Annotated in this window: 8 protein-coding genes; 3 read left to right on the forward strand and 5 right to left on the reverse strand. The window is 65.7% G+C overall.

The window, feature by feature from the left end; all coding sequences use genetic code 11:
• The first annotated feature begins 4 nt into the window (after positions 1–4).
• Positions 5–3,253 (forward strand): DNA polymerase III subunit alpha, encoded by a 3,249-nt coding sequence (gene dnaE / locus VN934_03115; protein ID HXM17781.1) that lies wholly within the window; start codon positions 5–7, stop codon positions 3,251–3,253.
• A 119-nt stretch (positions 3,254–3,372) separates the two neighbouring features.
• On the opposite strand, the gene VN934_03120 is transcribed toward dnaE, so the two are convergent.
• The 3 genes from VN934_03120 to VN934_03130 are packed head-to-tail and all read right to left on the reverse strand — an operon-like array spanning position 3,373 to position 6,043.
• Entirely contained in the window at positions 3,373–3,888 is a 516-nt protein-coding gene (locus tag VN934_03120) for a type II secretion system protein (protein ID HXM17782.1), read from the reverse strand.
• Entirely contained in the window at positions 3,885–4,571 is a 687-nt protein-coding gene (locus tag VN934_03125) for a hypothetical protein (protein HXM17783.1), read from the reverse strand. Before VN934_03125 ends, VN934_03120 begins: the two co-directional genes overlap by 4 nt.
• Entirely contained in the window at positions 4,568–6,043 is a 1,476-nt protein-coding gene (locus tag VN934_03130) for a hypothetical protein (GenBank protein HXM17784.1), read from the reverse strand. Before VN934_03130 ends, VN934_03125 begins: the two co-directional genes overlap by 4 nt.
• Before the next feature lie 211 nt (positions 6,044–6,254).
• On the opposite strand from VN934_03130, the gene clpB reads away from it, so the two are divergent.
• The gene (clpB, locus tag VN934_03135) at positions 6,255–8,885 is read left to right on the forward strand and encodes an ATP-dependent chaperone ClpB (protein HXM17785.1); all 2,631 of its coding nucleotides are present in this window, start codon (positions 6,255–6,257) and stop codon (positions 8,883–8,885) included.
• A 54-nt stretch (positions 8,886–8,939) separates the two neighbouring features.
• Positions 8,940–10,106, forward strand: coding sequence for a class I SAM-dependent rRNA methyltransferase (locus VN934_03140; protein ID HXM17786.1), 1,167 nt, complete (start codon positions 8,940–8,942; stop codon positions 10,104–10,106).
• 2 nt (positions 10,107–10,108) lie between these two features.
• Here the strand turns inward: VN934_03140 and VN934_03145 are convergent, their stop codons facing one another.
• On the reverse strand, positions 10,109–10,609 hold the full coding sequence (locus tag VN934_03145) for a hypothetical protein (protein ID HXM17787.1): 501 nt from the start codon (positions 10,607–10,609) through the stop codon (positions 10,109–10,111).
• The gene (locus VN934_03150; protein ID HXM17788.1) at positions 10,606–14,577 is read right to left on the reverse strand and encodes a multifunctional oxoglutarate decarboxylase/oxoglutarate dehydrogenase thiamine pyrophosphate-binding subunit/dihydrolipoyllysine-residue succinyltransferase subunit; all 3,972 of its coding nucleotides are present in this window, start codon (positions 14,575–14,577) and stop codon (positions 10,606–10,608) included. Before VN934_03150 ends, VN934_03145 begins: the two co-directional genes overlap by 4 nt.
• Positions 14,578–14,585: the final 8 nt, after the last annotated feature.

Here is a 14,585-nt window from a genome sequence, read left to right on the forward strand (position 1 = left end):
CTGTATGCAAGAATACGCTGAGCTCCATTGCCATTCCAACTTCTCGCTGCTGGACGGCGGTTCGCATCCGGAAGAGCTGATCGAACGCGCCAAGGCTTTGGGGCTGCGCGGCATCGCCATCACCGATCGCGACGGGCTCTATGGCGCGGTGCGTTTCGCGCAGACGGCACGCGACAGCGGCGTTGCCGCCATCATCGGGACCGAGCTCACGCTGGAAGATGAAAGCCACCTCATCCTGCTCGCCGAGAACAAACAGGGCTACGCCAATCTCTCGCGCCTGATCAGCCGTGCTCATCTGGATCACGAGCGCGGCAAACCGCATACCGCATACGAGACGCTGGCCCATACGTCGAAGGGGCTCATCGCGCTTTCGGGCTGTGAGAAGGGAGCGATACCCCAAGCCCTCGCGCGCGGCGACTTCCGCGACGCCTGCGAACGCGCGTCGCGCATGCGCGACATCTTCGGCTGGGGGAATTTCTGGATCGAATTGCAGCGCCACTTGCTGCCCGAGGACGGTCCGCGCATCCGCGCGCTGGCTGAAGTCGCACGCACCTTGGATTGCGGGCTCGTCGCCACCGGGGGCGTGCATTACGCGCTGCCCGAGCATCGCGAACTCGCCGACGTGCTGACCTGCGTGCGTTTGAAGACCACGCTCGACGATGCCGGCACGCGCCTGCGCCCCAACGGCGAGTACTTCTTGCGCTCGCCGGCGGAGATGCACAGGCTTTTTCGCGAGCATCCACGCGCCGTGACCGGCAGCGTCGCCATCGCCGAGCGCTGCGCGTTCCGCCTCGAACGGCTGCGCAACGAGTTTCCCGACTTCCAACTGCCTCCCGGCGAGACGCCGTTCTCCTATCTCTACGCGCTGGTGCAAGAAGGCGTGCGCCGCCGCTACCGGCCGGTGACGCCCGAGGTCAGCAAGCAGATCGCGCACGAGCTGGCGGTGATCGAAAAACTGGATCTGGCGGGCTACTTCCTCATCGTTTGGGACATCGTGCGCTTTGCGATGGAGCGCAAGATCCTCGTGCAGGGGCGCGGCTCGGCGGCCAACTCCGCGGTGTGCTACGCGCTCAACATCACGAGCGTGGATCCGGTCGGCTTGAAACTGCTCTTCGAACGCTTTTTGTCCGAGGAGCGCGAGGAGCTGCCCGACATCGATTTGGACTGCCCATCCGGCGATCAGCGCGAGTCCATCATCCAGTACATCTACCAGCGCTACGGGCGCGAGCACGCCGCCATGGTGGCGGAGGTCATATGCTATCGCGCGCGCTCGGCCGTGCGCGACGTGGGCAAAGCGATCGGCTTGTCGCTCGATCAGGTGGACGCGCTTGCTAAGGCCCTGGATTCGCACTCGGCGACGCGGGTGGAAGCAGAAGCCGCCGAGGTAGCGCAGGCGCAAGGCGTGCCGCGCGACGTCGCCATGCGCGTCTCCGCGCATGGCGAACCAACACCGCTTTCTGCCGCTGAGGTCGCAGAGGCGTTTGAGGTGCTGCCGCAAGCGCTCAAAGTCGATCTCACGAGCAACGCCGCGCGCCGCCTCTACGAGCTGTGCCGGCGCATCGACGATTTCCCGCGCCATTTGAGCCAGCACGTCGGCGGCATGGTCATCACGCGTTCGCCGCTCATCGAAGTGGCGCCGCTCGAGCAGGCCGCCATGCCGGATCGCACGATCTTGTGTTGGGACAAAGACGACAGCGCCACGCTCGGGCTCATCAAGATCGACATCTTAGGCCTAGGCATGCTCGACGCCATCGAGCTGTGCATCAAGGAGATCGAGCGCGTGCGCGGCGTGAAGGTGGATCTGACCGATCTGCGCGCCTGCGACGATCCCAAAGTGTACGACATGCTGTGCGAGGCCGACACGGTGGGCCTATTCCAAGTGGAGTCGCGCGCGCAGATGGCGACCTTGCCGCGCCTGAGGCCGCGCAACTTCTACGACATCGCGATCGAGGTGGCGATCATCCGGCCGGGGCCGATCCAGGGCGACATGGTCCATCCGTATCTGCGCCGGCGCAAGGGGCTCGAACCGGTGACCTATCCGCATCCGTCGCTCAAGCCGGTGCTCGAGCGGACGCTGGGCGTGCCGCTGTTCCAAGAACAAGGCATGCGCATGGCGGTCGAGGCAGCCGGATTCACGCCGGGGCAGGCGGATGAACTGCGCCGCGCCATGGGTCACAAGCGCTCGCACGAGAAAATGGCGCGCTTGCACGCGGCGCTGGTCGAGGGGCTGAAGAAAAACGGTATCGACGAAGCGACCGGCGAGCGCTTGTTCCAGATGCTCAACGCGTTCGCCGACTTCGGGTTCCCCGAGTCGCACGCCGCCTCGTTCGCGCTCATCGTGTACGTCTCGGGCTATCTGCGGGCGTACTACGCGCCGGAGTTCTGCGCCTCGCTGCTCAACGCGCAGCCGATGGGGTTCTATTCGCCTTCGACGCTGGTCGCGGACGCGCGCCGCCACGACGTGATGGTGTTGCCGCCCGACGTCAACCGCTCGCACTACGCGTGCACGACGGAGCATATCGAGGGCGGTCAGCATGCCACCGCGCTGCGCATCGGTCTCTCCCAGGTGCGCGGCATCGGCGCGAAGCACAAAGAGCTGCTGGAAACGCAACGCGTGCAAGCGCCATACGCCGATCTGCGCGACTTCATCGTGCGCACGCAGTTGCCGAAAGACATCCTGGAATCGCTGGCGGCCGTGGACGCCTTCGCGTGCTTCGGGCTCACGCGCCGCGCGTCGCTGTGGGAAGTGCAGCGCATGGCGGAGCTTCCGCGCATCGGTGCGCTCGAGCGCGACATGCCGATAGACGAGCCCAAGGTCAGATTGCCGCGGATGATGCCGATCGAAGAAGCGAGCGCTGATTTTTGGGGCTTAGGTCTATCGGCGCGCTATCAGGTCATACAGTTTTTCCGCAAGGAGCTCGACAAACAGCGCATCCGCAGGGCGATCGACCTGCCCGCATTGCCGAATCGGCTGATCCTCAAAGTGGCAGGCGTGGTGACCACCCGGCAGCGACCCGGCACCGCCAAAGGTTTCGTCTTCACCACCATGGAGGACGAGACCGGGCTGATCAACGTCATCATCCGGCCTGACGTCTACCAGCGTTACCGTCCAGTCGCGCGCGACGAACCGGCGGTGATCGTGGAAGGCGCGCTGCAAAAGGAGAACGGCGTCGTCAACGTCTTGGCGCGCCGCTTCTGGAAACTGGACCTCGACAGCCTCGCCGACGGCCTCTCCTCGCGCGACTTCCACTAAAACGGGATTCCTATGTAGTGCCGGGGCTTTAGCCCCGGAATCTCTTGGATGTAGCGACCCGAGCGAGGCTCGGTGTAGTGCCGGGGCTTTAGCCCCGGATTCACTTTTCACGCTGCCGCTTAAGGCTGAGCAATCGCCCCGGTGAAGAGGTTCACGTCCACTCGCGCAGCGCGCGATGAGTCGCCCGAAGCCACGAGTGTCAGCTCGATCGTCTGGTGCTGGTCGGACCACTCCCCGGCTTGGACGAATTGCGCGCTGCCGTTGCTTGCGAACAGCAGCGGCGTGGTGGAGGAGATCACGCCCTGGGCCAGCGCCACGTGGTCGAAAGAACGCCGCACGATCAAGTCGCCAAGCATCGAATTAGGATCGATCTCGTTGGGCCGGCCGTAGCGGCATTCGTAGACCAGCGGGTCCGCGGAGATGATCTCCAGCGTGCCGCCGACGTTGGGCCCGGCATTCTGCGCGGCGCGCTCGATCAGGGAAAGATCTTGCGCTAAGGTCGTCGCAGCGTCGGATGCGGCGCGGGCCCGGGAGTAATCGAGATACGCGGGCACGACGGCAAGCGACGCAGCGAGTCCGATGATCGCGGCGACGACCAGCACCTCCAAAAGCGTGAGGGCGCGTCGCGTGATCATGGCAGCGGGCCCGGATGGACGGAATTGCCGTCCGACCACGTCTGATCGTTGAAGACGTCGTCCGGCACGGGCGTGTCGCTGCCGAGTTGTTTGAATGCGTGGATGCGCAGGTCGGTGGCGAGGGTGCCGCCTGCCTGTCCGGCCGGATCGCCCGGGCTATCGATGCCCACGGGGCCGGCGTTGTCGATCGCGCCCACGACCTCCGAGTAGGGCGCGGCCTGCTCAAACACGCGGATGAGCGCCGTCGTGCTGCGCGCGGCGACTGCGGCGCCGGACACGTTGACGACCGCCGTCGACGTCACTTGAAGCGGCGCCTCGTTCACGTACGGGTTCTGCTGAAGGGCCAGATCTTGATGATCGTAGGCCTGCGCGGGCGCGGCGATTTGCAAAGCGACGGTGATGCTCAGGCTCGTCGTGTCGTCGATGGAAAGCGTCGTCGTGCTGTTCGCAGCGGCGACATCGCCGAGCGTCAAAACCATGTTCCCTTGGCGGCGTGCCAGCAGCGCGCGCACCCAGCCGATGCCCGCGTCGGCACCGGCCTGCGCCTGCAAGGCTCGCAGCTCCTCGGTGCTGCGGCGCAGCTGAATCGCGGCGATGTTGACGATGACCGCGAGCACGCCGAGGATGAGCAGCGTCGCGAGCAACACGGTGATGAGCGCGATGCCGCGCCGGTTGCGCCTCACGGTCTGCCTCCACCGGCGCACCCGCCGCCGGCCGGCGGCGTTTGGGAGCCGGGCGCGGGCACTGCGGGTCCCACGGTCGTGGCCACGCGAGCGAGCACGTTTCCGCCTACATCGGTGACCGAGACGATGATGTCATGCGCGCCGGACGTGGCCGAAGGATGCACGTCGACCGTCACGATTTGGCCGTCCACCGAAGACGTCGCCGTGCCGTCGACCACGCTGCCGTAGGCGGACGCGATCTCTTGGTCCGTCAGCGCGTTTGACGCAGCAAGAACCGCAGCCCGGTGCTGCGCGGCCACCGCGTTCGAGCGCGCGACGACGATGAGCGCCGGGAACACGCCGCCGACGATCACGGTCGTGAAGCACGCGGTGGCGATGAGCGCCTCGATCAGGCTGAATCCCGCGGATCTCGCGCGGCTTGGAGCAAGCGCTCTGCCCGTGCGCATCGGCCGGAACTTGCGCGGCACGATCACCGCCTTGGTGACCTGCGGCGCCGAGATGCGCAAGAACAGCGGCGAGCATTGCACCAAGACGTTGCGCGCGTAGAACTGCGCGCCGACCTTGTACACGCATTCGTCGAAGTACATCAAACCATCCGCAGACACGAAGATCGAGCTGCCGATGCCGCGCCATTCTCGTGGGTCGTGAGCAAGCCACAAACAATAGCGCGAGACCAGCGCATCGCGCCGCGTCCATGCCACGATGCATATCGCGAGGAGCATCATGCCGAATGCGCTCAGCACGAGCCGCCATGGGAAATCGACCGGCTCGCCGAGCGGACGCAGCGCGTACAGCGTCGTGCGGTCGCCGGGGCGCAAGGGCGAGCCGAAAGCCGGCCCGGCCAACGCGGCGCCGTCTCCGGGCCCGATGCTCCTCGTCACGTGATAGCTGTCCACCGCGAACGTCGCGTCGCTCAGTCCGTTGCGCAGGCGCAGTATGCGCTGAGGCAGCGGGACCCCCGACATCTGCAGCCAGCCTTCGAACACGAACGAAGGGCTGGAGGGCGTGATGCGATCGGTCAGGCCCAAGACTCTGTTCTGCGCGGCGTCGGTGTAGAAGATGACTCCGGCGGGCGTGGCCCACACCGTGGTCGAGCCGGCCCGCGGCGACAAGCGCGTCGAGGCGAGCTCCGCCAGAGCCACCGCCCACGCATTCGCCAAGGGATCGGCGTTCAACGGGTCGTCGCTGCGCGCCGCGGTCGATCCGATAAGGAGGGTCGCGCCGTCACCCGCGGCGTGGAACGAGTATCCGGGCGCGCGTTCATCAACCGTCCACGCGGCGTCGCCGATGATCGCGACGCCGGAGATCGCGACGGCGGGCCCGTTACCGATGCGATGCGCCGTATAGTCGAGGCGGCCGTGAAACGATTGGAGGTTGGCGAGGATATAAGGAGGAGCGATCGCTGCCGCGGGCACCCCAGCGCGCGGCGCGGTCGCGACGGACGACGCGGCGATAAAAAGAAGCACGCTCACGCCGAAAACTCTATGCACTTCAGCGGATCCTTGGTCCGGCCGCGCGCAAGGTGACGCCATGGTTGTATGGCCCTGCGCGGTGAGCCTTCAAAGCAAACGTTCGATGCGGTCCCGGCGCTCGGAGAACAATATCACGCGCCGCGCCGGCAACGACAAGGGGGTCGCCTCTCAGAGAGACAGAATAGCCTGTGGATAACTGAGGAATGATGGCATGGCAGACTTCAACAGGCTGACGACCAAAGCGCAGCAGGCGATCGCGACGGCGCAGCGCATCGCGCAAGAATACCACGCGAGCGAGATCGACGGCGAACATCTGCTCGCCGCGCTGCTTGACGATCCCGAAGGCACGCCTGCCATCGTGCTGCGCCAGGTCGGCGTTGACGTCGGCAGCCTCGCCAAGCAGCTCGACGCCAAGCTCAAAGCCCGAGCGAAGGTCTACGGCGGGGCCGAACCGCGGGTGGGCAGAGAGCTCAACGGCATACTCGATCGCGCCGAAACCGAAGCGAAGAACTTCAAAGACGACTACATCTCGACCGAGCACCTGTTGCTCAGCATCGCCGACATGCCCGGCAAGTCTGAAGCCAAAGACCTGCTTCGCGCCGTCGGCGCCACGCGAGAGAAGATCCTCGCTGGTCTTGCCCCGGTGCGCGGCAGCCAGCGCATCACGGATCAAGAGCCCGAGGGCAAGTACCAGGCGCTGGAGCGCTACGGCCGCGACCTCACCGAACTGGCGCGCCAGAACAAGATCGATCCGGTGATCGGGCGTGATGAGGAGATCCGCCGTGTCATCCAAGTCCTCTCTCGCAGGACCAAGAACAACCCGGTGCTCATCGGCGAGCCCGGCGTCGGCAAAACCGCAATCGTCGAGGGCCTGGCCCATCGCATCGTCCGCGGCGACGTGCCGGAGGGCCTGAAGAACAAGCGCATCATCGCGCTCGATCTCGGGGCGTTGATCGCCGGCGCGAAGTACCGCGGCGAGTTCGAAGATCGCCTCAAAGCGGTGCTCAAAGAGGTCACGGAGAGCCAGGGCAACGTCATCCTTTTCATCGACGAATTGCATACGGTCGTCGGCGCCGGCGCCGCTGAAGGGGCGATGGACGCCTCGAACCTGCTCAAGCCGATGCTCGCGCGCGGCGAACTGCACGCGGTCGGCGCGACCACGCTCAACGAATACAGGAAATACATCGAAAAGGACGCGGCCTTGGAGCGGCGCTTCCAGCCGATCATGGTTGGCGAGCCGACGGTCGAAGACACGATCTCGATTCTGCGCGGCCTGCGCGAGCGCTACGAGACGCACCATCACGTGCGCATCAAAGATTCGGCGCTGGTCGCGGCCGCCGTGCTGTCCGCGCGCTACATCACCGACCGGTTCTTGCCGGACAAGGCCATCGACTTGGTCGACGAAGCCGCCAGCAAGCTGCGCATGGAGATGGATTCGCGCCCGGTGGAGTTGGACGAAGTCGAGCGCCGGGCGAATCAGCTCAAGATCGAGCGCGAGGCGCTCAAGAAAGAGACCGACGCGGGCTCGCGCAAGCGCCTCGCGGACATCGAGCAAGAGATCAAGGATCTCGAAGCCGAGACGAAGCGGCTCAGGCAGCGCTGGGAAGAAGAAAAGAACGCGATCGGCGGCATCAGCAAGCTAGCACAAGAGATCGAGGCTACGAAGCAGCGCATCCAGCGCGCGGAGCAGGGCTACGATCCCACCGCGGATCTAGGCGAGATCGCGAAGTTGAAATTCGAAACGCTTAAAAGACTAGAGAAACAAAAGGACGATGCTGAGAGGCGGTTGGAGTCGCCAGGTGCCGGCACGAAACTCTTCAAGGAAGAAGTCGACGAGCACGACATCGCCGAGGTCGTATCCAAGTGGACGAGAATCCCGGTCAGCAAGATGCTGGAGGGTGAGGTGCAAAAACTGCTGCACATGGAGGAGCGCTTGCACCAGCGCGTGGTGGGCCAGGAAGAAGCCGTGCGCGCGGTATCCGCGGCCGTGCGGCGCGCGCGCGCCGGCATGCAGGATCCGAACCGGCCGCTGGGCTCGTTCATCTTCCTCGGGCCGACCGGCGTGGGCAAGACCGAACTCGCTCGCGCGTTGGCGGAGTTCCTTTTCGACGACGAGCGCGCGATGATCCGCATCGACATGTCAGAGTACATGGAAAAGCACGCGGTGGCGCGGCTCATCGGCGCGCCGCCCGGCTACGTCGGCTACGAAGAAGGCGGGCAGCTCACCGAGGCCGTGCGGCGCAGGCCGTATTCCGTCATCCTGTTTGACGAGATCGAAAAGGCGCACCAGGACGTCTTCAACGTCATGCTGCAGATCCTCGATGACGGCCGGCTTACCGATGGTCAAGGCCGCACCGTGAACTTCACCAATTCGGTGCTCATCATGACGAGCAACATCGGCTCGCAGGCCATCAGCGAACTCGCCGGCGACCCTGCGGCGATGCGCGAGCGCGTCATGGAGGCGGTGCGCCAGCAATTCCGGCCGGAATTCCTCAACCGCATCGACGAGATCATCATCTTCCGGAATCTGTCGCTGGCCGACATCAAACGCATCGTGGACATCCAGCTCGAGGGGCTGCGCAAACGCATGGCCGAGCGCGGCATCGGCCTGGAACTCACCGACGCGGCCAAGGAGTACATCGCCAATCGCGGCTACGACCCCGTGTACGGGGCGCGCCCGCTGAAGCGCGCGCTGCAAAAAGAGATCCTCGATCCGCTGGCACTGCGTGTGCTCAACGGCGACTTCGTCGCGGGCGATAACGTCGTGGCCGATGTCCAGCGCGGCGAGGTGGTCTTCCAGAAAAAATCCGCCGCTCGCACAGCATCGGCCGCCAGAAACTAGGAGCGGACTAACCTGTGTAGTGCCGGAGCTTCAGCTCCGGCTGGGGGACACTCTTTGCGGCCTACAGCGCGTCTGAAACCGCGGCGCCCGGAGCGGGCGCTGCATCCGTGGATCTTCGCCGGCGAACTCGAAGCCGTGCCTGACGGTGTGGCGGCGGGGGACACGGTCACCGTGGTCGACCATCGCGGCCGCTTCTTCGCGACCGCGTATTGCAACCCGCGTTCGAAGATCGTCTTGCGCGTGCTCTCGTGGAACGACGAGCCTATCGACGCCGCGTTTTGGCGTCGCCGCATCGGCGCGGCGGTCGAAACGCGCGGCCAACTGCCGCCCGATGCGGCAAGGCGTTTGGTCAACGCGGAAGGCGACGGATTGCCGGGCCTTGTGGTGGATCGCTACGCAGGCTGGCTCGTAGCGCAGTGCTCGACCGCCGGAGTCGAGCGAGCCAAGGATGACATCGTCGCGGCCCTGCAAGACGTCTGCAAACCGCGGGGCGTTTTCGAGCGCAGCGACATGCCCGAGCGAGTACTCGAAGGCCTCGAGCAGCGCACCGGGTTGCTGGCGGGTGAAGAGCCGCCGGACCTCGTCGACATCAGCGAGGAGCCGGCGCGATTGCTCGTCGACGTCAAGCATGGGCAGAAGACCGGCCTCTTCCTCGACCAGCGCCTGAACCGCCAAGCCGTCGGAGGATACGCCGCCGGCCGCCGGGTCCTGAATTGCTTCGCGTACTCGGGCGGCTTCAGCGTCCACGCCGGACTAGGCGGCGCCGGCGAGATCACGAGCATCGACATCTCGGAGGAAGCCTGCAAGCTCGCCGAGCGCAACATGGCGCACAACGGTCTGCCCGCCGGTAACGTCATCGCAGCCAACTGCTTTGACTGGCTGCGCAGCGCCAGCGACGCAGGTGAGCGGTTTGGACTGATCATCCTCGATCCGCCCGCGTTCGCTCGCGGCAAGTCCTCGCTCGACAACGCCGTGCGCGGTTACAACGAGCTCAACTTGCGGGCGATGAAAATGCTGGACGAAGGCGGCATCCTCGTGACCTGCTCCTGCTCGCGGCCCGTGACGCACGAGCGTTTCCTCGACATCGTCCGGCACGCGGCGCGCGATGCGCATCGCCGCCTTCAGGTCCTTGAAGATCGTACGCAGCCGCCGGACCATCCGGTGGATCTGGATGCTCCGGAGTCGGCTTATCTCAAGTGTCTGATCTTACGCGCGTGGTGATGTTACTTGGTGCCGTGCGCGATCGCGATCTGCGTCTTGCCGCCGTCCGTGCTCAGCTCCACCGACGAGATCTCCTTCGAGCCGTTCTTGACGACTTCGAAACTGGCGAACGAGTTGTCGGCGCTGCTGCTGCGCGCTTTCTCCGAGCCGGCGGGCATCTTTGACTTGTACCATGCGTACACTTTATCGAACGAGTCGCCCGTGGTGAGCACGAGGATCTGCGCGGATCCCTCAGCGGTGGTCGCGTCGAGCCCGCCGCCTTCGGTGGGCTTCGCGCCCGGGTAGAGCGGAACGCCGAGCTTAGCCGCGTCGACGCTGCTCGCGCCGAACTTCACCGAGCCTACCTTCGATTCCAAAGCCGTGGCCTTTTGGTCCACGTTGCTGAGGTCGGGCACGTTTTGCTTCGCCGACGTGGACTGCTTGGAGCAGCCCGTTCCGACAAGCGCAAGAACCACGCAGAACGAAAGCATGAATCGCATGCCCGGCCGATTCGCTGCGCTCAACGCGTTTCCTTATAGATGGGCAGCGAGAGGGCGTCGTGCACGATGCGCGCTTGTTCGACCGCGTGCGGGCCCGGATAGCCTTCGCTCGGGCTGGCGCGATCGGGCCGCCCGACGTAGCCAAAAGCGATGCCCTTGGGAGTGAGGCGCTCGCGGATGCGCCGCGACACGAACGCTCGCGCGCCCATGTTCTTGGGCTCTTCCTGAACCCACGCAACGGTGCGAAGCTTCGGATACGAAGCGACAAGTTCGAGCACGCGCTCGAGCGGGAAGGGTTCCAGCAGCTCGACCCGTGCTATCGCGAGATCGGTCGCGGCGGCACGCGTGGGGTCGCCGATGAGATCGTAGTAGATCTTGCCGCTGCACAAGATCAGGCGCTCGATGCGCGCGCGATCCGTGACGCTCGCGTCGTCGATCACGGGCGAGAAGCCGCGCTCGCTCAGGTCGGCGATGCTCGAGGATGCGGCCTTCATGCGCAACAGGCTCTTCGGCGTCATGATGACGAGCGGACGTGCGGCGGCGGACAGCGCCTGATCGCGCAACAGGTGGAAGTACTGGGCCGGCGTGGTGCAATTGGCGATCCGCAAATTGTCTTCGGCGGCGAGCTGCAGGAAGCGCTCGAGGCGCGCGCTCGAGTGCTCGGGTCCCGCGCCTTCGTAGCCATGCGGCAAGAGCAGCGTCAGCCGCGCGGTTGAGCCCCATTTCGCTTCGCCTGCCGAGATGAATTGGTCGATGACGATCTGCGCGCCGTTAATGAAGTCCCCGAACTGCGCCTCCCATAGCACGAGCGCCTCGGGCGCCGCCTCACTGTAGCCGTACTCAAAGCCCACGCACGCGAACTCCGAGAGCGGGCTGTTGTAGATCTCAAACGATGCGCGTGCCTCGGGCAGGTTTTGCAGCGGCGTGTAGGTCGCGCCGGTCTTTGGGTCGTGCAGCACGGCATGCCTATGACTGAACGTGCCGCGCTCGGTATCTTGCCCGGTGAGCCGCACCGGCTTCGCTCCGAGGAGCAGCGTCGCGAAGGCGAGCGCTTCGCCAAGGGCCCAGTCGATCTCGCCGTCCGCCGCGAACGCCGCGCGCCGCCGCTCGAACTGACGCTCCAGTTTCGGATGGATCGTAAAACCGGCAGGCACCGCCAAAAGCTGCTCGTTCAACTTGGTCAATGCGGGCGCGGGGACCCGAGTGTCGACAAGCTGCCCATCGGTGGCCTCAGGCGCGCTCGGTTTTGGCTCCGCTGGAGCGCCCGAAGCAAGGCGCCGCTTGACGTTTTCGTGCGCGCCCGCAATGCGGCGCTGCGCGTCCTCCAGCAGTCGGCCGGCCTCGTCTTGGCTGATGACGCCGCGCTCGATCAGCCGGCGCGCGAAGATCTCGCGCACGGTCGGGTGGTTCTTGATGCGCTCGTACATGATCGGCTGCGTGTACGCCGGCTCGTCCGTCTCGTTATGGCCGAAGCGGCGATAGCCGACGACGTCCACCAGGATGTCGCGCTTGAAGCGCCGGCGGAAGGCGACGCAGAGGCGGACCGCCGCGATGCAAGCTTCCACGTCGTCCGCGTTGACGTGGATGATGGGCACGTCGAAGCCTTTGGCGAGATCGCTCGCGTAGCGCGTGGAGCGGCCTTCGCCCGGCGTGGTCGTGAAGCCGATCTGATTGTTGGCGATCATGTGGATGGTGCCGCCGGTGGAATAGCCCGCGAGGCCCTGAAGGTTGAGAACCTCCGCCACACTGCCTTGAGCGGAGAAAGCCGCGTCGCCGTGGATGAGCACGGCGACTGCGCGCAGCGGATCGAGCGCGATGACGTTGCGCGAACGATCGGTTTGGGCGGCGCGTGTCCGGCCCTCGACCACGCTGTTGACCGCTTCGAGATGGCTGGGATTGTTGGCCAGCACTACGCGCACGTTCTTGCCGATCGGGGTCTGGCGGACGCCTTCAGCGCCCTGATGATACTTGACGTCGCCGGTGACGTCGCCGGCCATGTCGGTCTGCCCGCGCTTTTCGGCGAGTTCGAATTCCTGCAGCGCTTCTTCGAACGGCCGGCCGACCACGTGCGTGATGACCGCGAGCCGGCCGCGATGCGCCATGCCGAGGTCGACTTCGCCGACGTTTTCCGCGCCCAGCAAGTCCAGCGTCTCCTCGAGCATAGGGATCATCGCGTCCAGGCCCTCGATCGAGAACGTCTTCTGACCGAGGAACGAACGCCGCAAGTAGCGCTCGAAGACCTCGACGCTGCTGAGATGATCGAGCAGTTTGAGCGATTCCTCGCGCGTCAGCGGCCGCCGGTGCGCGCCGGATTCGATCTGCTCGCGCATCCAGTTGCGCTGCTCGTGGTTGGAGATGTGCTCCATCTGGTATGCGATGGTGGAGCAATACGTTTCGCGCAGACGCGGCAGCAGTTCGGCGAGCGTGTTGCCGGGCAGGAAGATGCGCAGCGCCGCTGCGGGGATCGAGGCCATGATGGTAGGCGTGAGCCCGAGCGCCGTGGGGTCAAGAGCCGGATCGCCGGATGGCGGCTCGCCGAGGGGGTCGAGCATGGCCGCGGTGTGGCCGTGGGTGCGGTAGCGCGCCACCAGCGCGGAACCTGCGGTGGCCGCGCGGAGCATCTCGGCGGGGACCGCTCCCGCGGGGGCCGTTTCGGTGCCGGGAGCGCGCGTCTCCAGTTTGGGCGCGGCGCTTGGACCAGGCAGGCCGAGGCTTGCGAAGGCCGCGTCGTAGAACCCATCGGCGCCGTTGAGCAGCGCTTCCACACGCGCGAGGAACTCGCCCGATTGCGCGCCCATGATGACGCGATGATCGTACGTGCTCGTGAGCGTCATGACTTTGGCGACGCCCATCGCGAGCAGGGTCGACTGCGGCACCGAGGCGAGCCCGGGCGGATACCCGATGGCGCCGGTCGCGACGATCGTGCCCTGGCCGGGCATGAGGCGAGGCACCGATGCCACCGTGCCGATGCCGCCCGGGTTGGTGAGGGTGATGGTGGCGCCTGCCAGCTCCGCCGGCGTGAGGGCATTCGAGCGCGATTTCGCTACCAGCACCTCGTAGATCTTATGGAATTCCGAGAAAGCGAGTTTGTCGGCGTCGCGGATGACAGGCACCACGAGGAAACGGCTGCCGTCCTTGCGCTGCATGTCGACGGCAAGACCGAGATTAACGCCCTGCTCGAGGCGCTCCGGTCCGCTCGGCCCTCGCCGGAAAGACCACGTCATCACGGGCACTTGGTGCGTGGCCTGCGCGATCGCGAAGCCGACGAGATGCGTGTAGGAGACCTTTTCGGCGCGGCCGGCCGTCTTGAGTGCGGCGTTGAGGTCGCGGCGGCGCACGTCGAGCGTGTCGACGCTGATGGTGCGGAAACTCGTAGCGGTCGGAATCGAGAGGCTGGCTTCCATATGTCCGGCCAGCGATGCAGCGGGTCCCTTCAGCGGTATGACGCGCGCCCCATCCGGGGGCGGGACCGTGGCTGGTTGGGCCGCCACCACCACGTCGTCAGGTCCGATCACGCCGCCGGGTTTCGAGCCTTGGATGCCGCGCAGATCGACGCCGCGCTCGCGCGCGATGCGCCGCGCCACCGGCGACGCATGCACAGCTGTGGCTTGTGGAGCTGGATCTTGTAGTGCCGGGGCTTTAGCCCCGGAATCTTTCTCCGAGCTCGCTTCGCTCGCTCGGAGCACTACATCCGGAGCGCTCTGTGGAGCTGGACCTTGTAGTGCCGGGGCTTTAGCCCCGGAAATCTTATCCGTATCGATCTCTGCCAGCGGAGCGCCGACTTTCACCGTCGCGCCTTCCGCAGCCAAAATCTTTGTGACCGTGCCGGCCGCGGAAGCGGGCACCTCGACGTCTACCTTGTCGGTGGTGACGTCGACAAGAGCCTCGCCCGCCTGGACCGTCTCGCCGACACGCTTGTGCCACGCCGTGATGGTGCCTTCGGCGACGGACTCCCCCATTTCTGGAAGCACGACTTCGACCAGGGTGGGCATGAGTAACC

It is taken from the genome of Candidatus Tumulicola sp., from assembly GCA_035601835.1.
In the GTDB taxonomy this organism is placed as follows: Bacteria; Vulcanimicrobiota; Vulcanimicrobiia; order Eremiobacterales; family Eremiobacteraceae; genus DATNNM01.